Origin of the sequence: Caulobacter sp. NIBR2454, from assembly GCF_027474405.1 — a bacterium.
Taxonomy (GTDB): domain Bacteria; phylum Pseudomonadota; class Alphaproteobacteria; order Caulobacterales; family Caulobacteraceae; genus Caulobacter.
The window spans coordinates 2,053,995-2,072,591 of sequence record NZ_CP114871.1; the positions used below are offsets into that span (position 1 = coordinate 2,053,995).

Genomic DNA, 18,597 nt, shown 5'->3' on the forward strand with positions numbered 1-18,597 from the left:
ACGTCAACCCAAATGGACGAAGAAACCCGTCTGATCCGCGCTGGCGCCAAAATAGGCGCCTTGGCCCGCACGGTGAACCCTCCGGTTCAGCGCGGTTCGACCGTCCTGATGCCCGACGCGGCGTCCCTCTACGACGATGGACAAAAGACCTACGGCCTGGAAGGTTTCGCCTCGCACGACGCTCTCGCCGAAGGTCTGTGCGCCCTGGAAGGCGCCAGGGACGTCCAACTCTACCCCTCGGGCCTCGCCGCGATCACAGCGCCGCTGGTCGCCCTGCTCAAGACCGGCGACGACGTTCTGATCGTCGACAGCGTCTACAAACCCACCCGCCGCTTCGCGGGCGACGTCCTTGCCCGCTTCGGCGTCTCGGTCCGCTACTACGATCCTGCCCTCGACGCTGACAGCCTGATGGCCCTGGTCGAGCCGGCGACGCGGCTGATCCTGCTGGAGGCCCCCGGCTCGTTGACCTTCGAGATGCAGGACGTGCCCGCCATCGCCGCAGCGGCCAAGGCGCGCGGGGTCCTGACCATGATAGACAATACCTGGGCCGCCGGACTGCTGTTCAAGCCGCTGGCCCACGGCGTGGATATCAGCGTCCAGGCCCTCACCAAGTACGTCGGCGGCCATTCGGACCTGCTTATGGGCTCGGCCGCCACGGTCGATCCGGAGCTTGGCCGGCTACTCAAGGCCGGCTTCACCAACGCCGGCTGGGGCATCTCGCCCGACGACGCCTATCTGGCCGTCCGGGGCCTGCGCACGCTCAAGACCCGCCTCGACCGCCATGGCGCGAGCGGACTGGCCGTGGCCCGCTGGATGGAGCGCCAGCCGGAGGTCGTGCGGGTCATGCACCCTGGTCTGGAGAGCGATCCGGGTCACGCCCTGTGGAAGCGCGATTTCAGCGGCGCCTGCGGCCTGTTCGGCGCCGTCCTGCGGCCTGCCTCGAACAAGGCGGTGCTGAGCTTCCTCGACGCGCTCGAACTGTTCGGCCTAGGCTTCTCTTGGGGCGGCTACGAGAGCCTGGCCATCCACTGCGACCCGCAGGTGCGCTCCAGCCGCCCTGGCCTGGACCTTGGCGGCCCGCTGATCCGCCTGCATGTGGGGCTTGAGGGGCCTGACGACCTGATCGCTGACCTGCGCCGCGCCCTGGACGTCTACGCGGAACATTTCTGAACCGCGGCCCTTCCGCGCAGCTAACCCGCGTCAACCCTATCGCGACCTTTTTGCGCTAAGGACCCTGTTGAACGGGCGAAAGCCCGCCTCTGGGGATGCGCCTTGGCCGCCTATACGTTCAGAACGACCAACGTCGAGACCGCGTTCAAGAACGCCTTGCGCGTCACAAGCCTGACGCCTGAGCTGGCCAAAAGCGCGGCGCTGGTCACGACGTCGGTGGCGCTGGACGGCTGGACCCCGCGTCAGGTCGCTTGGCAGATGTTCGACGTCACCAAGCAAACCACCTCGGTCGCCTTGGGCGCCTATCAGTTCTTCACCGGCCTGACCCCGACGGCGGCGGGCCTGGACTGGCTGGTCAATTCGCCCAGCAACCTCACCGACCTGAACGACGGCTACTACACCCGCTTCACCCTCGAAAACCGCTACATCAACTTCGCGGCCAACCTCGGGATCGTCGGCGAGGGGCGCGACGTCTTCGCCGCCGCTTACAAACCCCTGACCTTCGCCCAGGCGGTGGAGAAGGCCTACGACACCATCATCGGCTTTCCCTATGCGCTTGGTGCGGGGATCGAGCCGACCGACGCCCTGATCGACATCGTCGGGCGCGAGGCCTACTTCAAGAACTTCGCCGCCACCCGCATGCCGGCCTACGATCAGGATCTGGCCAGCAAGGCCGCCATGGTCGGCTACATCATGGCCGAGGCCATCAAGGCCGAGGTCGGCGTGTACGCCCGCGCCATTGAGAACTTCTACCTCGACATATCCGACGGCTCAGCCGAGCATCACGTCAGTCTGGTGGGGGTCTACGGACCCGACTCGCCGATCGACGACCTGGGCTGGGGCTGAGGGGATCAGGGGACAGATCGTGGCGCTCGCCGACCTCCGCACCCGATCCGTCGTGACCCTGCTTGCGGGCCTGGCCGCGCTCGGCGGCGTCGCGGGCTGCGCCTATGTCGCCCCGCCCCAGACCTTGGCCGAATCCGTCGCCGCCGATCCCATGCTGCGCGGACGCCTTGGCGACGGCCCTCGCATGCGTCGCCTGACTGACGACGACTTCCTCGGCCGTCCCATGGATAGCGCCATCCTGCGCCAGGTCCGCGCCGCCATGTCGGGCGGCGAGCGCGAATGTCTCGCCCAAGCCGTCTATTACGAAGCCCGCGGTGAAAGCGAGGCCGGCCAGGCCGCCATCGCCGCCGTGGTCATGAACCGTGTGCGCAGCCCGCGCTATCCCAAGTCCGTCTGCGAAGTGGTGTTCCAGGGCGCGCCGCGTCGCGGCTGCCAGTTCAGCTTCGCCTGCAACGGCGCCATGCTTGCGACCCCGCCGCGCGGCGCCGCCTGGCGCAAGGCCCGCGATGTCGCCGACGCCGTCCTGGCGGGGCAGGCTGGCCACGAGGTCGGAAACGCCCTCAGCTTTCACGCTGACTACGTGAATCCGTCCTGGGCGTCCGTTCTGCCTCGCATCACCCAAATCGGCAGCCACAAGTTCTATGGCGCGGCGAAGAAGGTGCGAGTGGTAGAGCGCACGCTCGAACTTCCCGAACCCTCGACCACCATCGAATAGCGGCGAACCGAAAGCTTGGCCGTGCGTTGAAAGCCCGAAACGGAGCTTTACCGCATGACCCTGATCCGCCCCCTCACCCACGCCGCCATCGTCGCTGTCGCCCTTTTCACCGTCAGCGCCTGTAGCGATGACTCCGGCAAGGCCCAGAAGACCCAGGGCAAGATCGAGTCCGGCGTCGGCTCGCTCACCGGCAACGAGGAGCTGAAGCGCGAGGGCAAGAAGAATGAGGTCGTTGGCGGCGTCAAATCAGCCGGCAGCGAGCTGAAGGGCGCGATCAAGGACGCCAACGACTAGCCGATCGCCCAAGTAATGGCGGGGCTTGGCGCCCCCGGCAGGATTCGAACCTGCGACCGTCTGCTTAGAAGGCAGATGCTCTATCCAGCTGAGCTACGGGAGCGAAGCCACCCAGGCAGGATGCGGGCCGTCGGCGGCCGCATCCAGATAAATCAGTGCGTCCAGGGGAACTTGCGGTTGGTCGCGAAATTGTCCGCGTAGGCCTTAATGATCCGCTTGGGCGTCTTGGGCTCGATCAACTGAAACGGCAGGCCATGCTTTTGAGCATAGGCCACGGCTTCGTCGCGGTTGTCGAAGGTTAGGCGGATCTGGCCGTCCATGTCGGTCGATTGCGTCCAGCCCATCAGCGGATCGGCCTTTCTGGCCGAGGCGGGGGCGAACTCCAAAATCCAGTCCTTGGTCTTGGCCTTGCCGGACTGCATGGCGGTCTTGGCGGGGCGGAAGATGCGCGCGAGCATGAACTGAAGTCTCCGTCTTCCCGATGGTCGGGGCGGCAGGATTCGAACCTGCGACCCTCTGCTCCCAAAACAGATGCGCTACCAGGCTGCGCCACACCCCGACATCGGTGCCGCCTTCTGCCACGCACATCGCTGCGCCGCAAACGAAACGCCGCCTATGGCGCGGAAAAACGTCGCCGCCGAAGCGTGCGTGGGAACAAACGACCTGAACGCCCGCCCTGGGCGAGCGTTCAGCGCCATTTCGGCTCAGGCGTAGCCCGAGCCCTCGATCTCGGCGACCACAAGGCCCTTGGGGCCCTCGGCGAACCGGACCATGACGTCGTCGCCAGGCTGAAGATCCTCCAGCCCGCTGCGGCGCAGGGTCTCGATATGGACGAAGATGTCGCCAGGCTCGCCGTCGCGGACCACGAAACCGTAGCCCTTGGTGCGGTTGAACCACTTCACCTTGGCCCGTTCCAGCGGCCCGCGCGGGCCGGCTGGACGCCGCGGCGGCGCGGAGGCGAACCCGCCTCCGCCCCGGGGTCCGCGGTCGTAGGCGTCTCCACGATCGCGACGGAACCCACCCCCGTGGCCACCATGATCGTCGAAGGCGCGTCGCGGACGCTCCTGGGCTGGGCTGGCGGTGGTCTCGTCGAGGTCGTGAACCTCGGACACCTGCCAACCCTTTGGCCGCTTGATGACGTCGCAGACGATGACGGAGCCCTCCGGAGCCGCCTCACGCCCGCTGTTGCGTAATGAAGTGATGTGCAAAAGCACGTCGCGCAGGCCTGTTTGACCCGGATCATCGGGAACGATGAACCCGTATCCCTTGCCTGCGTCGAACCACTTGATCTTCCCGCTGATGCGCACGGATTCTTCGTGCGCCCCAGCCCCCTCAAAATCAAAACCAGACATTCGCCCCTCTGGCCTGCCCCCAAAGCCCTCCTTGGACAGGCGCACAGCCAAACAGTGTTATTGACGGCGGGCGACCGTCAATAAGATTTGGCGCAATTATGGCGTAATGTTTCCGAGAGGTGACATTTCGACGCGCATCCCGCGCGTCGAAAGTCAAAGGCCTCGTGGCAGTCCCTAGGGGAATCGAACCCCTCTTCCCAGATTGAAAATCTGGTGTCCTAACCGATAGACGAAGGGACCGCGGCGAGGAGCCGGGGATATAGCCGCCTCATTTTTGGGGCGCAACCCCCTTTTCCAGCAAATTTCAAACTGTCCACATCCGGGGGTCGAAGGCGTCCTCGATCTCCAGTTGAACACCTGCGCGGCCCATATAGTCGTCGGCTTTCAGACGACCGGCGACGTGCAGCGAACCCTCGCCTGACAGCAGCCTGCGCCCCAGGTCCGTCTCCTCACAGCGCCAGGCGACAGCCTTCAGCTTGGCGCCCGTTTCATCCACGAGGGTGCAGCGCAGGTGCCCGCCCTTCATGGCCATGGGCCGCTCAACTCGCACGCCCGATAGAGCGAACATCGGCTCGGGATTTCCCGGCCCGAACGGCGCCAGCGCCTGAAATTCGTCAAACAGGGCGCGATCGGCCGCGCCAGGGCGGATCAGGGCGTCGATCTCCAGTGGCTCATCCCCCGCCGCTTCGCGTTCGGCGGCCAGATTCTCTTCTAGAAAGGCGCGCAGTTCAGGGATCAGGGACGGCCGCATGGTCAGGCCCGCCGCCATGGCGTGCCCGCCCCCGGCCATCAGCAGGCCAGCCTCAAAGGCGGCCTGAATCGCCTTGCCGAGATTCATGCCCGTCTGCGACCGGCCCGAGCCCTTGCCCACATCCGCAGCGCGGTCGACTCCGATCACCACCACCGGCTTGCGATAGCGTTCGCGCAGGCGCCCGGCGACAATGCCGATGACGCCAGGATGCCAGTCATCCCCCGCCACCACGATCACAGGCGCGTCGGGATCAAAATTGCTGTCGCGCTCGATGACCAGGATCGCCTGATCGATGACCTCGCGCTCCACGTCCTTGCGCTGAGCGTTTAGGGCGTCCAACTCGGCGGCCAGCATCGCGGCCTCCTCGGCGTCCTCGGTGGACAACAGACGCGTGCCAAGGTCCGAGCGGCCGATGCGGCCGCCCGCATTGATCCGCGGCCCGAGAATGAAACCGGCATGGAAGGTCGTGGCTGGCCCAGTCGACTTGGCGACTTCCAGCAAAGCCTTGAGCCCAGGGTTTGCCCAGTTGGACATCACCTTCAGGCCCTGGGCCGTCAGGGCGCGGTTGAAGCCCACCAGCTGCGTCACGTCGCACACGGCGCCCAGGGCGGCCAGATCCAGCCACTGGCGGATGTCCGGCTCCGCACGGTCGGCGAACAGCCCCCGCTTGCGCGCCTCGCGGTTCAGGGCCGCCAGCAGGACGAAGGTCACCCCCGCCGCCGCCAGCACCCCCTGCCCTGACAGGCACCCGGGACGATTGGGATTGACCACGGCCGCCGCCTTGGGCGGGTCCTCGCGCATCAGGTGGTGGTCGATCACCACCACCTCCAGTCCGATCTCCGTGGCGCAGTTGATGGCGTCATAGGCCGCGGCGCCGCAATCGACGGTGACCACCAGCTCCGCCCCCTCCTCCCGCAGACGACGGAAGGCGGCCGGGCTCGGGCCATAGCCCTCCTTCATGCGGTCAGGGACGTAGATGGCCAGCTCGCGGCCCATGGCCCGGAACCAGCGCACTAGCTGCGCGGCGCTGCTGGCGCCGTCCACGTCATAGTCGGCGAACACCACGGTGCGCCGTCCATCGACGATGGCGTCGATCAGGATTTCGGCCGCCTTGTCCATATCGGTGAAACAGGACGGGTCCGGGAATAGCGCCTTGAGCGTTGGCGACAGGAAGCTGTCCAGAGTCTCGACCGTCACGCCCCGCGCGGTGATCGCCCGCGCCAGCGGCTCGGACAGGCCCAGCTTCAGTTGATGAGACCGCGCCACCGAGGCATCGGCCGGTCGCTCACGCCACACGCGCCCGCTGAGCGAGCGCGAAACGCCGAGGAAGTGATCCTGGGGCGCATGACCGTCGGCCATGGCTAGACGATCCTGAGCATGCGAGCGGCGACCATCGCGAAAGCCTATCCGTTTCCTGGGATTCGCTCCATGCGCCCTGGCGGCGTCAGTTGCGGTCGCATTCAGCCGGCGGAGACGAGATCGACCTCGTTGGCCGAGCCTAGCACGACCGGCACCCGTTGATGCAGCTTGGTCGGTTGCAGGTCCAGGATCGCCGTCTTGCCGTCGGTGGCCTTGCCCCCCGCACGCTCGACGATCAGGGCCATGGGATTGGCCTCATACATCAGGCGCAGCTTGCCGGGCTTCTCCGGCTCGCGGGCGTCCCACGGATACATGAAGATGCCGCCGCGCATCAGGATGCGGTGGACGTCGGCCACCATCGAGGCCACCCAGCGCATGTTGAAGTTCTTGCCGCGCGGGCCGTCCTTGCCCGCCAGGCAGCCGTCGATATAGCGCCGAACGGGCTCAGCCCAGTGCCGCTGGTTGGACATGTTGATCGCGAACTCGGCGGTGTCGGCGCTGATCGCCACCGCGTCGTGGGTCAGCAGCCAGTCGCCCTCGGCGCTCATGGTGAAGCCGAACACGCCCTCGGACAGGGTCAGGACCAGCATGGTCTGCGGACCATAGACCACATATCCGGCGGCGACCTGTTTGCGGCCCGGCAGCAGGAAATCAGCCTCGGTCGGCTCACGATCCGCCGGCGCGGGCAGGATCGAGAAGATCGTACCCACCGACACGTTGACGTCGATGTTGCTGGAGCCGTCCAGTGGATCGAAGGTCACCAGGAAGCCGCCCGCCCGGCCGGTGGTCTGGATTTCCTCCAGCTCCTCCGACGCCAGGCCGGCCACGGAGACGCAGGCCATCAGCGCGTCGCTCAGGATGTCGTTGGTGATGATGTCGAGCTTCTTCTGCTCTTCATCCTGGACGTTGATCTGACCGGCTGCACCGAGACTGCCCGAGATCGCGCCCGAGGCCACGACCCGGCTGATCTGCACGCAGGCCTTGGCGATCACGGCGACCACGTCCTTGACCGCTTCGTCGGCGGTCTGCTCCGCGGCGAGATGGCCGGCGAGATTGATCAGGGTGGTCATCGGCAAGTCTCGGATTTGCGGAGGTTCGCGAGACCTTTAGCCCAGCCCCCCGTCGGACCCAAGCCTACGCTTTGCGCTTCATCCGTACTTCACGCACGGTGCCCGTGGACGAGTTCATCACGAGGCTGTGGGTGTGAACGAAGCCGTCTTTATGGACGACGCCCTCCAGCAGGTTGCCCCAGGTGACGCCGGTTGCGGCGAAGATGGCCTCGGCGCGGACGATGTCGTGCAGGTCGTACTTCTTGTCGAGCTCGGTGATGCCCCACTTGGCGGCGCGCGAGCGCTCGTCGGCGTTGCGGAACAGCAAGCGGCCCTGGAACTGGCCGCCGACGCATTTCAGCGCCGCGCAGGCCAGCACCCCTTCGGGCGCTCCGCCGGAGCCGACATAAAGATCAATGCCCGTGGCCGGGTCGGTGGTGTTGATCACGCCCGCCACGTCCCCGTCGGTGATCAGATGAACCCGCGCGCCCACCGAACGGACGCTGGCGATGATCTCGGCGTGACGGGGGCGATCCAGGACACAGACGGTGATCTGCGACGCCGGAACGCCCTTGGCGGCGGCGATGGCCTGAACATTCTCGGCCGGCGACTTGTCCAGATCGATCACCCCGGCCGGCAGGCCCGGCCCGCAGGCGATCTTGTCCATATAGGTATCGGGGGCGTTGAGCAGCGTGCCCTTGGGGGCCCATGCCATCACCGCCAGAGCGTTGGGCATGGCCTTGGCCGCCAGGGTGGTGCCTTCCAGCGGATCCAGGGCGATATCGACGGCCGGGCCTTTGCCAATGCCGACCTTCTCGCCGATGTAGAGCATAGGCGCTTCGTCGCGCTCGCCCTCGCCAATGACGATCTCGCCGTTGATGGGCAGTTCGTTCAGCGCGTTGCGCATGGCGTCGACGGCGGCTTGATCGGCGGCCTTCTCATCGCCGCGCCCGACCATGCTCCAGGACGCGATGGCGGCCGCTTCGGTGACTCGGACCGCGTCCAGGACCAGCGAGCGGTCCAGGGTTTTCGAACTCATCAACGTCTCCCAGCCTTGTGAGGCCAATTCCCTGCCGCTTTTCGCGGTTCTTCAGATGCGCGCGACGCGCAAAAGGCGCGGACGCTCTAGCACGGCCCGCAGCTTTTCGATGCGGCTAATCGCGTCTAGGAGATTGGATTCAGGAGTCGCATGGGTGACGAGCACGATGGGCACGCCGCCTGCGCCTTCAACGGGCTTTTGCAGGAAGCTGTCGATCGACACGCCGCATTCGGCGAGCGTTTCGGAGATGGCGGCGATGGCCCCCGGCTCATCGCGGACCATGATCCGCAGATAGGCCTTGCCGACGGTGCGGCTGGGATCGACCGATACGAACGGCGTCAGCTCGCCGGACGGCGCCTGGAACACCGGGCGCGCGGTCTTGGTCATCACGTCGGCGATGTCGGCGGCGACAGCGGCGGCGGTCGGCCCAGCGCCCGCCCCCGGCCCCTGCACGAAAATCCGACCGATACGGCTACCCTCGATAAACAGAGCGTTGAGCGCGCCGCCGGCCTGGGCCAGCGGATGCTCCAGCGGCGCCAGCGACGGGTGAACCTTCACCGCCACGCCGTCGTCCGTGCGCGAGGCCGAGGCGACCAGCTTGATCCGGTAGCCCAGATCCTTGGCCAGCTTGATGTCGAGCAGTTCGACCGCCTCGATGCCTTCGATCTCGGCGGCGGCGAAGTTGGGCGCGCAGCCGAACGCCAAGGCCGCCAGGATGGTGATCTTGTGGCCGGCGTCGAAGCCGCCGACGTCCATGGTCGGGTCGGCCTCGGCATAGCCCAGGGACTGAGCCTCACGCAGCACGTCCGCGAACGAGCGGCCCGTCTTCTCCATCTCGCTGAGGATGAAGTTGCAGGTGCCGTTGAGAATGCCGGCGATGCTCTGCAGCTCCTCGCCGACCAGCGCCTCACGGACCATCTTCACGGCCGGCACGCCGCCCATGACAGCCGCCTCGAACAGCAGCGGCACGCCAGCGGCTTCCGCCAGGGCGGCTAGCTCCGCGCCATGCTCGGCGATCAGGGCCTTGTTGGCGGTGACCACCGGCTTGCCGGCCTTCAGCGCCGTCTCGACCGCCGCCTTGGCGGGGCCGTCGGAGCCGCCGACCAGTTCGACGAAGATGTCGATGTCCGGGGACCCTGCCAGCGCCACCGGATCGTCGAACCAGGTCAGGCTCGAGATATCCACCGGACGCGGTCGGGTGCGCGAACGGGCTGATACGGCCGTGACCACGACTTCGCCGCCCGCCGGAGCATAGCCCGGCTTTTCGCTCAGAAATTGCAGCAGGCCCGCGCCCACGGTGCCGAGGCCCGCGACGCCCACGCGCCAGGTTTTACCAGTCATGACTTTCCCTACTGCGCGGCCATGGCGTTGTGCGCCCGCCCCAGGATTTCGTCCGCGTTGCCGAGGAACTTCTTCACATTGCGCGCCGCCTGGCGGATGCGGTGTTCGTTCTCCACCAGCCCGATGCGCACATAGCCTTCGCCATATTCGCCAAAGCCGACGCCGGGAGCGACGGCGACGCCGGCCTCCTCGATCAGCAGCTTGGAGAACAGCATCGACCCAGCGTCCCGATACTGTTCGGGAATTTTGGCCCAGGCGAACATGGAGGCAGGCGGGCTAGGAATGTCCCAACCCGCACGCTTCATTGACGACACCAGCGTGTCGCGGCGGCCCTTGTAGATGGCGCGGATCTCATCGACGCAGTCCTGCGGGCCGTTCAGCGCCGCGGCGGCCGCCACCTGGATCGGCGTGAACGCGCCGTAGTCCAGATAGGACTTCACCCGCGCCAGCGCCGCGCAGATGCGCGCGTTGCCGACCACCATGCCCACGCGCCACCCGGCCATGGCGTAGGTCTTGGACAGCGAGTTCACCTCGACGGCGATATCCTTGGCGCCGTCCACCTGCAGCACCGACGGCGGCGGGTTGTTGTCGAAGTAGATCTCGCCATAGGCCACGTCCGAGATCACCAGCAGATCATGCTTCTTCGCGAGCGCGATAGCGTCCTTGTAGAAGTCCAGATCCACCCACTGGGCCGTCGGGTTCGACGGATAGGACAAGATCAGTACGCTGGGCGGCGGCGCCGAGTGCTTCACCGCCCGGCTGACCCCGGCCAGGTATTCCTCCGGCGACAGCGCCGGCACGTGGCGGATAACGCCGCCGGCCATGATGAAGCCGAAGGCGTGGATCGGATAGGCCGGGTTCGGGCAGATGATCACGTCGCCCGGCGCGGTCAGGGCGTTAGCGAGGTTGGCGAAGCCTTCCTTGGAGCCGAGGGTCGCGATCACTTCGGTGTTGGGGTCCAGTTTCACGCCAAAGCGACGGCCATAATAGTTGGCCATGGCCTTGCGCAGGCCCGGAATCCCCTTGGAGGCGGAATAGCGGCCGGCCTTGGGGTCGGCGGTGGTCTCGACCAGCTTGTCGACGATGTGCCTGGGCGTCGGCATGTCGGGGTTGCCCATGCCGAAGTCGATAATGTCGGTGCCTTCAGCGCGCAGGCGCGCCTTGATCTTGTTCACCTCCTCGAACACGTACGGCGGGAGGCGGCGGATACGATGGAAATCTGACGTCATGAAAGGGCTCGTTGCGCCATCTTTGGCGCGGCGGGAGCGAATGTCGCGCATGGATAGACCCCAAAGCAGGGCTAGCCAAGCAGGCTACGAGAAGATTTTGCCTCCGCCGGGCGCTTTAGCGCGGGGACGGAGGCGGTGTAGCTCGCTCGCGTGCTGCGCGCACGAAGGCCGCGGTGTCGGCAGGCGTGGTCACGGCCGGCGGCGGGGTCGCGGCGCGGCGGCTCGACGCGGCGTAGGATTCGGTTTCCTTCAGGGTGAAGGTCTCCGGTCCCGTCTGGGCCGCGACGCGACGGCCGGCGGCTTCGGAATCCTGAACGGCGGAGCGCCATTCGCCAGCGCCGCGCACATCGGTCGGCGCCTTGGGGATATCGGCCACGTCGGGATACTCGCCGGGTGTCGCGGACAGGCGAGCGGCTTCCTGCGCCAGGGGCGAGGAATCGCTGGCGACGTTCGGCATGGCGCAACCGGCGAGCGCCGTCAGGACCGCAATTGAAGCAGTCCCCCGAATCGTCTGGTCAAAAATCCGCTTTGCGACGTTCATATCCTCTTCGCTCTTATGCGATGATCGTAACGAACGAAAGGGCGAGTGCGTTCGGCGCAGACCGGAAAGCACGCCACGGGAGAAACGACATGGCCGACGACGCTCCGGCGCGCAAAACCGCCAAGCCCAAGACGGCTAAGCCCAAGGCCGCCCCCAAACCCGCGGCCGAAGCCCCGCGGGTCAAAGTGGAGCCGGCGCAACCCGCGCCGCCGCCCGCCGACAACCCCGCCGCCGACTTCTACGCCCTGATGACGCCTGAACAGCGCAAGGCGATGGAGACCCTGTCTCTGAATCTGGCCAAGGCGGCCATGACCGCCCAAGGCGCGATCGCAGAGGCGGCGTTGCGCCAGGCCGACCGTCCGGCCGCGCTCAGCCCCGACCCCTTCCATGTCGCCCCCGCCTTGACCGAGGTGATGAGCCGTCTCGCCTCCCAGCCGGACCGCATCATGCGCGCCCAGGCCGACCTCTTCACCAAGTACCTCGAACTTTGGCGCACCGCCGCCCAGCGCATCGCGGGCGAACCGACCCAGCCGGTGGTCTCACCCTCTAAGGGCGACAAGCGCTTCAACGACCCCGACTGGTCCGAACATCCGATGTTCGACCTGATGAAGCAGTCCTACCTGCTCAGCGCAAATTGGCTGAACACCCTGGTGGGCGCGGTCGAGGACGTTGACCCCGCCTCCAAGCGCCGGGTCGAGTTCTTCACCAAAATGCTGACCGACGCCTTCTCGCCGTCGAACTTCCTGTTCTCCAACCCCGCCGCCATGCGCGCGGCGGTGGAGACCCAGGGCGAAAGCCTGGTGCGGGGCATGGAGAACTTCGCCGCCGACCTCGAACGCGGCGGCGGCCAGTTGGCCATCAGCCAGACCGATTTGGAGAAGTTCAAGGTCGGCGAGAATGTCGCCACCACTCCGGGCAAGGTGGTCTATCAGAACGACATCCTGCAGCTTTTGCAGTTCTCGCCCACGACCGAGCAGGTCCACGAGATCCCGCTGCTGATCTTCCCGCCGTGGATCAACAAGTACTACATCCTCGACCTGCGGCCCGAGAACTCGATGATCCGTTGGCTGACCAGCCAGGGCTTCACCGTCTTCGTGGCCTCGTGGGTGAACCCCGACTCCACGCTCGCGGCCAAGACCTTCGAGGACTACATGTTCGAGGGGGTCTATGACGCCACCGAACAGGCCATGAAGCAGGCCGGGACCAAGCGCATCAACGCCGTCGGCTACTGCATCGGCGGCACCCTGCTGGCCTGCGCCCTCGCCCACATGGCGGCGAAGGGCGACAAGCGGATCAACTCGGCCACCTTCTTCGCCGCTCAGGCCGACTTCGCCGAAGCCGGCGACCTGCTGCTGTTCACCGACGAGACCTGGCTCAAGGAGATCGAGGCGCGGATGGACGCCGACGGCGGCTTCCTGTCCAGCCAGTCCATGGCCGACACCTTCAACGCCTTGCGCGGCAACGACCTGATCTGGTCGTTCTTCGTCAGCAACTATCTGCTCGGCAAGGAGCCCAAGCCCTTCGACCTGCTGTTCTGGAACGCCGACCAGACGCGCATGCCCAAGGCCCTGCACCTCTTCTACCTGCGCAACTTTTACCAGCGAAACGCCCTGGCCCGCGGCGAGCTGGAGCTGGGCGGCGAGACCCTGGATCTGTCGAAGGTCGAGACCCCAATCTATGTGCAATCCTCAAAGGAGGACCACATCGCCCCGTTCCGCAGCGTCTATCGCGGCGCGCGCTGCTATGGTGGCCCCACGACCTTCACCATGGCCGGCTCGGGCCACATCGCCGGGGTCATCAACCACCCCGACGCCAACAAGTACCAGCACTGGACCAACGACCACCTGCCCGCCGCCGTCGACGGCTGGATCGCCGAGGCCAAGGAAGCCGCTGGCTCCTGGTGGCCGCACTGGGCGGCTTGGCTGAAGCAGCGCTCAGGCGGCATGGTTCCGGCCCGCGACCCAGCCAAGGGACCGCTCCCGGCCCTGGAGGACGCCCCCGGTTCATATGTACAGGTCCGTAGCTAGGGCGTGCGTGCTTCGAGACGCGCTGGCGCGCTCCTCAGCATGACGAGGTTTTTTGCTCTACTGAGTCCTTCATCCTGAGGAGGCCAAAGGCCGTCTCGAAGGACGCACGGCACGTCACAATCCACGGCATGGGTCGCCCGAACAAGTCGGGCGAAGACGAGCAGTATGAGAAGCCCTTCCCCTAAAGCCCCGCGCCCTCGTCCAGACCGAGCATGATGTTCAGGTTCTGAACCGCCGCGCCTGACGCCCCTTTGCCCAGGTTATCGAGCAGGGCGACCAGGCGCGCCTGACCGCTGGTCTCGGAGCCGAACACGTACAGCTTCATGCGGTTGGTGCCGTTCAGGCCCTCAGGATCGAGGGTCTTCAGGCTCTTGGCCTCGTCCAGGGACGCGACCTCGACGAACCGCTCGTGGGCGTAGTGCTCGCTCAGCACCTTTTGGATCGAGGCCAGGCTGGCCGCGCCCGGCAGCAGCGATAGGTGCAGCGGCAGCTCCACCAGCATCCCCTGGAGATAGCGTCCCACCGCCGGCGCGAAGATAGGCCGGGTCAGCAGGCCGCCATGGGTCTGGATCTCGGGCACATGCTTGTGGCCCATGCCCATGGCGTAGATGCGATAGGCGACGTCCGTGTAGTCGGGCGACGACGGATCCTCGAACTCAGCGATCATCGCCTTGCCCCCGCCGGAATAGCCCGACACGGCGTTGATCGAGACCGGGTACTCGGCGGGCAGGATATCGGCGCAGACCAGCGGCCGGATCAGGCCGATGGCGCCGGTGGGATAACAGCCGGGGTTCGACACCCGCCTGGAGCCGGCGATCTTCTTGCGCTGCTCCCTGGACATCTCGGCGAAGCCATAGGTCCAGCCCTCGGCGGTCCGATAGGCGGTCGAGGCGTCGATGACCTTCACCGACGGATTCTCGATCAGCGACACGGCTTCCTTGGCCGCGTCGTCGGGCAGGCAGAGGATCACCACGTCGGCGCTGTTCAGCAGCTCGGCGCGCGCCACCGGGTCCTTGCGGCGCTCGGGGTCGATCGAAATCAGCTGGATGTCGGTGCGGCCGACCAGCCGTTCGCGAATCTGCAGGCCGGTGGTGCCGGCTTCGCCGTCGATGAAGACCTTGGGGGCCATTGCGCCCTCCCCTGTCCTAGAAGTTCAGCTGAAAAGAGAAAGGGCGCTCCGGTTTCCCGAAGCGCCCCATCCAAACGCGGAGAAGCCGCGCGAGTTTTAGCGCTTCGAGAACTGGAAGCTACGACGGGCCTTGGCCTTGCCGTACTTCTTACGCTCGACGACGCGGCTGTCACGGGTCAGGAAGCCGTGCGGCTTCAGGACCGTGCGCAGAGCCGGCTCGTAGTAGGTCAGAGCCTTGGACAGGCCGTGACGCACGGCGCCAGCCTGGCCCGACAGGCCCGAGCCTTCGACCGAGACGATGATGTCGAACTGGCCCACGCGATCAGCGATCTGCAGGGGCTGGGCGATCATCATGCGCAGCACGGGACGGGCGAAATAGACTTCCTGATCGCGGCCGTTGACGGTGATCTTGCCGGTGCCCGGCTTGATCCACACGCGGGCGACGGCGTTCTTGCGCTTGCCGGTGGCGTAGGCGCGGCCGTACTGGTCGATCTGCGGCTCGCGCGGGGCGGCTGCTTCCGGGTTGCTCGACAGGCTCGCCAGAGCCTCAAAGCCTTGCGTATCGGTCATGGCTTAGTTGCTCCGGGTGTTCTTGGCGTTCAGCGAAGCGAACGCGATCGGTTCAGGGCTCTGCGCCTCATGCGGATGCTCACCGGCGTTGTAGATACGCAGGTGGGTCATCTGGGCGCGCGCCAGCGGGCTTTCCTTCGGCAGCATGCGCTCGACGGCCTTTTCCAGAACGCGTTCCGGGAAACGGCCGGCCAGTTGCTTGCCAGCGGTGATCTGCTTCACGCCGCCCGGGTGGCCGGTGTGGCGGTAGTAGATCTTTTGATCGAGCTTGCGGCCCGTGAACTTCACCTTGTCGGCGTTGATGACGACGACGAAGTCGCCGCAGTCAACGTGCGGGGTGTAGTCGGGACGATGCTTGCCGCGAAGACGCATGGCGATGAACGAAGCCAGACGACCGACAACGGCGTCCTGGGCGTCGACCACGATCCACTTCTTCTCGACCTCGGCGGGCTTCAGCGAAGCCGTGGTCTTTTGCATGGGACTGATCCGTAAAAAGCTTGAGGCCGAAGCCCCGCTTGGAGCGGTCCCTCGACGTGAGGCGCGGCGAATACGCGAGGCCTCGCCGACTGTCAACAAACTAATCACACAAAACCCGCCAAAGCCTTGCGGCGCAAGGATTTCAGCGATGCGGTATCATAATACCTAAGCATCGTCGAAATCCATGGCGCTGTCATATTCGCCGGCTATAGGCTGAGCCTCGCCCTAGCTTTCAGGATCGCCATGTCTATCTCGCGCCGCTCTGTTCTCGCCTCCGCCGCCGGTCTGGCCTTTGCCGGGATCGCGATGCGATCGGAAGGATGGGCGGCCGATCCGTCGCGCAGCCAGGTCGAGGGCTACGGCCCCCTGATCGCCGATCCGAAAGGCGTCTTCGACCTGCCGGCCGGCTTTTCCTATCAGGTGATCTCCCGCGCGGGAGAGACGATGAGCGACGGCTTCCTCGTGCCCGGCAAGTTCGACGGCATGGGCTGTTTCGCCCTGGGCGGGGATCAGGTGGCGCTGCTGCGCAACCACGAGCTCAAGCCCGGCGACGCAAACAAGGGCCCCTTCGGCAAGGACGGCCGCCTAGCCGCCGCCTGCAACGAGGGCAAGGCCTACGACCACCTGTCCGACGGCCGCCCCCTGCCCGGCGGCGTCACCACCGTCGTGTATGACATGCGCACCCGCCAGACCGTCAGCCAGCACCTCAGCCTGGTCGGCACCAGCACCAACTGCGCCGGCGGGATCACGCCCTGGGGATCATGGCTGACCTGCGAGGAAAACACCGCCCGCGCCGGCGACGGCGGGGCCAAGGATCACGGCTATGTCTTCGAGGTGCCGTCCGCCGGACGCTGCCTCGTCGATCCCCGTCCCCTCACCGCCTTGGGTCGCTTCCGGCACGAGGCCGCCTGCATCGATCCCCGGACGGGCGTCGTCTATTTGACCGAGGACGAGGACGACAGCCTGTTCTACCGCATGCTGCCCGTCGATCGCGCCGACCTGTCCAAGGGCGGCCGTCTGCAAGCCCTGGCGCTTGGCGAGGCCGGCTTCGACACCCGCAACTGGAAGGGCCGAGATCTTCCTCAGGGCGAGTGGCGCAACGTCCGCTGGATCGACATGGACGGCGTCGACAACCCCCACGACGATCTCAAGGACCGGGGACGGGCGCTGGGCGCGGCCATCTTCGCGCGGGGTGAAGGCGTGTTCTTCGGCAAGGGCGAGCTCTATTTCACCTGCACCTCCGGCGGCGCGATCAAGGCCGGCCAGATCATGCGCTACGTCCCCAGCGAGCATGAGGGCCAGCCCGACGAGGCTCGCGCGCCCGGCCGCCTCCAGAACTTCGTGGAAAGCGCCGACACGCGGGTGCTCGACTACGCCGACAACATCGCCATCGCGCCCTGGGGTCACCTGATCCTGTGCGAGGACCGCTATTCCCTGACCAAGCGCAACCACCTCAAGGGCGTCACGCCGGACGGCAAGGCCTATGTCATCGGCCGCAACGTCTATGACGGCAATGCGGAATTGGCCGGCGCCTGCTTCTCGCCCGACGGCCAAACCCTGTTCGTGAACATCTACGCCCCGGGCCTGACCCTAGCGGTCACCGGCCCGTGGAATAGCTTCAAGGGCTAGACCCGGCGGACCCGCCAGGCGAGACCCGTCGCCACCGCCAGCAGAGCGACCGCCCCCGCCTGGTGCAGCGCGCCAAGCCAGACCGGCACGCCCATCATCAGGGTCGCGACGCCAAGCACCGCCTGCAGCACGACCACGATCGCCACCGCTACCCCCAGGGCCCGCGCTTCCGGTGACAGCACCCGCACTCGTGTGGCCATCACACCCACCACGAGGCCCGCGACCAACAGGGCGTAGGCGAACAGCCGGTGATGCAGTTGAACCGCCGCCTGGCTATGGGCGATGGTGTTCCACACGCTCGTGCCCAGATACTCCGCCGGGAAGAACGACCCGTTCATCAGCGGCCAGTCGTTATAGACGAACCCCGCATCGCCCCCGGCCACCAGCGCGCCCAGCAGGCACTGGAAGAACACCGCGCCCAGGAAGGCCAGCGACCAGGGCCGCCATTTGCTGCGATCCTCCAGCCGCGGCGCGCCCGTCCAGGCGTCCAGAGCGGTCCAGAGCAGCATCACAAAAAGCGCCAACGCCAGGCCCAGATGGACGGTCAGCCGCTCCGGCGCCACCGACACCCGCTCCGACAAGCCGCTAGACACCATCCACCAGCCCACCGCGCCCTGCAGGCCGCCCAGGCCCAGCATCGCCACGCACCGCCAGACCAGGCGACGGGGGATGTCACGACGGATGAGGAACACCGCCAGCGGCACGGCGAAGGCCAGTCCGATCAGGCGCCCGAGCAGTCGGTGTCCCCACTCCCACCAGAAGATCGACTTGAAGCTCTCGACCGTCATGTCCGGATTGACGAGCTTGTATTGCGGGATCTGCTGATAGCCCGCGAACTCGCGCTCCCAGCCCTCTTGCGTCAGGGGCGGAATGGCGCCGCTGATCGGCTTCCACTCGGTGATCGACAGGCCGGAATCGGTCAGGCGGGTGACCCCGCCCACCACCACCATGGCGAACACCAGGAACGCGACGACCATCAGCCAGATGGCGACGGGTCGGGAACGATCTGAACGCAGGAATGACGTCATCGGGCGATGTCACGTCCTTGTTGGGCCTAAGTGAGGCAAGGCTTTACTGGA

At 66.4% G+C, this 18,597-nt stretch carries 18 protein-coding genes and 3 tRNA genes; 6 read left to right on the forward strand and 15 right to left on the reverse strand.

The window, feature by feature from the left end; genetic code table 11:
• Positions 1 to 12: 12 nt before the first annotated feature.
• The 4 genes from metC to O5K31_RS10100 all read left to right on the forward strand — a co-directional run bounded on the left by metC (position 13) and on the right by O5K31_RS10100 (position 3,025).
• Complete coding sequence (gene metC, locus O5K31_RS10085; protein WP_269713474.1) at positions 13 to 1,170, forward strand: cystathionine beta-lyase; 1,158 nt, start codon at positions 13 to 15, stop codon at positions 1,168 to 1,170.
• Positions 1,171 to 1,272: 102 nt separating this feature from the next.
• Positions 1,273 to 2,016: a hypothetical protein gene (locus O5K31_RS10090; protein ID WP_269713475.1), complete on the forward strand. Its 744-nt coding sequence runs from the start codon at positions 1,273 to 1,275 to the stop codon at positions 2,014 to 2,016.
• 19 nt (positions 2,017 to 2,035) lie between these two features.
• Positions 2,036 to 2,731, forward strand: a complete 696-nt coding sequence (locus tag O5K31_RS10095) for a cell wall hydrolase (protein ID WP_269713476.1) — start codon at positions 2,036 to 2,038, stop codon at positions 2,729 to 2,731.
• Between the two features lie 54 nt (positions 2,732 to 2,785).
• Positions 2,786 to 3,025 (forward strand): CsbD family protein, encoded by a 240-nt coding sequence (locus O5K31_RS10100; RefSeq protein ID WP_269713477.1) that lies wholly within the window; start codon positions 2,786 to 2,788, stop codon positions 3,023 to 3,025.
• Between the two features lie 26 nt (positions 3,026 to 3,051).
• Here the strand turns inward: O5K31_RS10100 and O5K31_RS10105 are convergent.
• From O5K31_RS10105 to O5K31_RS10155, 11 genes are all read right to left on the reverse strand, one after another.
• Positions 3,052 to 3,128: transfer RNA gene (locus O5K31_RS10105), tRNA-Arg, on the reverse strand.
• 49 nt (positions 3,129 to 3,177) lie between these two features.
• A complete protein-coding gene (locus tag O5K31_RS10110; RefSeq protein ID WP_269713478.1) occupies positions 3,178 to 3,483 on the reverse strand; it encodes an ETC complex I subunit in 306 nt (101 codons plus the stop codon).
• A 24-nt stretch (positions 3,484 to 3,507) separates the two neighbouring features.
• Positions 3,508 to 3,584, reverse strand: a tRNA-Pro gene (locus O5K31_RS10115).
• A gap of 145 nt (positions 3,585 to 3,729) precedes the next feature.
• Entirely contained in the window at positions 3,730 to 4,377 is a 648-nt protein-coding gene (locus O5K31_RS10120; protein ID WP_269713479.1) for a cold-shock protein, read from the reverse strand.
• Between the two features lie 165 nt (positions 4,378 to 4,542).
• Positions 4,543 to 4,617, reverse strand: a tRNA-Glu gene (locus O5K31_RS10125).
• A 64-nt stretch (positions 4,618 to 4,681) separates the two neighbouring features.
• Positions 4,682 to 6,487, reverse strand: a complete 1,806-nt coding sequence (gene recJ / locus O5K31_RS10130) for a single-stranded-DNA-specific exonuclease RecJ (protein ID WP_269713480.1) — start codon at positions 6,485 to 6,487, stop codon at positions 4,682 to 4,684.
• Positions 6,488 to 6,588: 101 nt separating this feature from the next.
• Positions 6,589 to 7,557 carry a class 1 fructose-bisphosphatase gene (locus O5K31_RS10135; protein ID WP_269713481.1) on the reverse strand — a complete coding sequence of 323 codons (969 nt, stop codon included), beginning with the start codon at positions 7,555 to 7,557 and terminating at the stop codon, positions 6,589 to 6,591.
• 64 nt (positions 7,558 to 7,621) lie between these two features.
• Positions 7,622 to 8,575, reverse strand: coding sequence for a class II fructose-bisphosphatase (gene glpX / locus O5K31_RS10140; RefSeq protein ID WP_269713482.1), 954 nt, complete (start codon positions 8,573 to 8,575; stop codon positions 7,622 to 7,624).
• 51 nt (positions 8,576 to 8,626) lie between these two features.
• Positions 8,627 to 9,916, reverse strand: coding sequence for a homoserine dehydrogenase (locus O5K31_RS10145; RefSeq protein ID WP_269713483.1), 1,290 nt, complete (start codon positions 9,914 to 9,916; stop codon positions 8,627 to 8,629).
• A gap of 8 nt (positions 9,917 to 9,924) precedes the next feature.
• Positions 9,925 to 11,145, reverse strand: coding sequence for an LL-diaminopimelate aminotransferase (locus O5K31_RS10150; protein WP_269713484.1), 1,221 nt, complete (start codon positions 11,143 to 11,145; stop codon positions 9,925 to 9,927).
• A gap of 115 nt (positions 11,146 to 11,260) precedes the next feature.
• Positions 11,261 to 11,686: a hypothetical protein gene (locus O5K31_RS10155; protein WP_269713485.1), complete on the reverse strand. Its 426-nt coding sequence runs from the start codon at positions 11,684 to 11,686 to the stop codon at positions 11,261 to 11,263.
• Between the two features lie 89 nt (positions 11,687 to 11,775).
• Here O5K31_RS10155 and phaC point away from each other — a divergent pair, with 89 nt between their 5' ends.
• Positions 11,776 to 13,713 (forward strand): class I poly(R)-hydroxyalkanoic acid synthase, encoded by a 1,938-nt coding sequence (phaC, locus tag O5K31_RS10160; RefSeq protein ID WP_269713486.1) that lies wholly within the window; start codon positions 11,776 to 11,778, stop codon positions 13,711 to 13,713.
• A gap of 181 nt (positions 13,714 to 13,894) precedes the next feature.
• Here phaC and argC read toward each other — a convergent pair whose 3' ends face one another.
• From argC to rplM, 3 genes are all read right to left on the reverse strand, one after another.
• The gene (gene argC / locus O5K31_RS10165) at positions 13,895 to 14,842 is read right to left on the reverse strand and encodes an N-acetyl-gamma-glutamyl-phosphate reductase (RefSeq protein ID WP_269713487.1); all 948 of its coding nucleotides are present in this window, start codon (positions 14,840 to 14,842) and stop codon (positions 13,895 to 13,897) included.
• A gap of 96 nt (positions 14,843 to 14,938) precedes the next feature.
• Entirely contained in the window at positions 14,939 to 15,412 is a 474-nt protein-coding gene (rpsI, locus tag O5K31_RS10170; RefSeq protein ID WP_269713488.1) for a 30S ribosomal protein S9, read from the reverse strand.
• 3 nt (positions 15,413 to 15,415) lie between these two features.
• Positions 15,416 to 15,889, reverse strand: a complete 474-nt coding sequence (gene rplM, locus O5K31_RS10175) for a 50S ribosomal protein L13 (RefSeq protein WP_269713489.1) — start codon at positions 15,887 to 15,889, stop codon at positions 15,416 to 15,418.
• 243 nt (positions 15,890 to 16,132) lie between these two features.
• On the opposite strand from rplM, the gene O5K31_RS10180 reads away from it, so the two are divergent.
• Positions 16,133 to 17,518: an alkaline phosphatase PhoX gene (locus tag O5K31_RS10180; RefSeq protein WP_269713490.1), complete on the forward strand. Its 1,386-nt coding sequence runs from the start codon at positions 16,133 to 16,135 to the stop codon at positions 17,516 to 17,518.
• On the opposite strand, the gene O5K31_RS10185 is transcribed toward O5K31_RS10180, so the two are convergent.
• Positions 17,515 to 18,546, reverse strand: coding sequence for a COX15/CtaA family protein (locus O5K31_RS10185; RefSeq protein ID WP_269713491.1), 1,032 nt, complete (start codon positions 18,544 to 18,546; stop codon positions 17,515 to 17,517). The two genes, O5K31_RS10180 and O5K31_RS10185, sit on opposite strands and share 4 nt — an antisense overlap.
• Between the last annotated feature and the right edge of the window lie 51 nt (positions 18,547 to 18,597).

Coding starts and splice junctions, on each gene's coding strand:
- metC (WP_269713474.1), top strand. CDS start 13: ATGGACGAAGAAACCCGTCTGATCCGCGCTGGCGCCAAAATAGGCGCC.
- O5K31_RS10100 (WP_269713477.1), top strand. CDS start 2,786: ATGACCCTGATCCGCCCCCTCACCCACGCCGCCATCGTCGCTGTCGCC.
- O5K31_RS10110 (WP_269713478.1), bottom strand. CDS start 3,483: ATGCTCGCGCGCATCTTCCGCCCCGCCAAGACCGCCATGCAGTCCGGC.
- O5K31_RS10120 (WP_269713479.1), bottom strand. CDS start 4,377: ATGTCTGGTTTTGATTTTGAGGGGGCTGGGGCGCACGAAGAATCCGTG.
- recJ (WP_269713480.1), bottom strand. CDS start 6,487: ATGGCCGACGGTCATGCGCCCCAGGATCACTTCCTCGGCGTTTCGCGC.
- O5K31_RS10135 (WP_269713481.1), bottom strand. CDS start 7,557: ATGACCACCCTGATCAATCTCGCCGGCCATCTCGCCGCGGAGCAGACC.
- glpX (WP_269713482.1), bottom strand. CDS start 8,575: ATGAGTTCGAAAACCCTGGACCGCTCGCTGGTCCTGGACGCGGTCCGA.
- O5K31_RS10145 (WP_269713483.1), bottom strand. CDS start 9,916: ATGACTGGTAAAACCTGGCGCGTGGGCGTCGCGGGCCTCGGCACCGTG.
- O5K31_RS10150 (WP_269713484.1), bottom strand. CDS start 11,145: ATGACGTCAGATTTCCATCGTATCCGCCGCCTCCCGCCGTACGTGTTC.
- O5K31_RS10155 (WP_269713485.1), bottom strand. CDS start 11,686: ATGAACGTCGCAAAGCGGATTTTTGACCAGACGATTCGGGGGACTGCT.
- phaC (WP_269713486.1), top strand. CDS start 11,776: ATGGCCGACGACGCTCCGGCGCGCAAAACCGCCAAGCCCAAGACGGCT.
- argC (WP_269713487.1), bottom strand. CDS start 14,842: ATGGCCCCCAAGGTCTTCATCGACGGCGAAGCCGGCACCACCGGCCTG.
- rpsI (WP_269713488.1), bottom strand. CDS start 15,412: ATGACCGATACGCAAGGCTTTGAGGCTCTGGCGAGCCTGTCGAGCAAC.
- rplM (WP_269713489.1), bottom strand. CDS start 15,889: ATGCAAAAGACCACGGCTTCGCTGAAGCCCGCCGAGGTCGAGAAGAAG.
- O5K31_RS10180 (WP_269713490.1), top strand. CDS start 16,133: ATGTCTATCTCGCGCCGCTCTGTTCTCGCCTCCGCCGCCGGTCTGGCC.
- O5K31_RS10185 (WP_269713491.1), bottom strand. CDS start 18,546: ATGACGTCATTCCTGCGTTCAGATCGTTCCCGACCCGTCGCCATCTGG.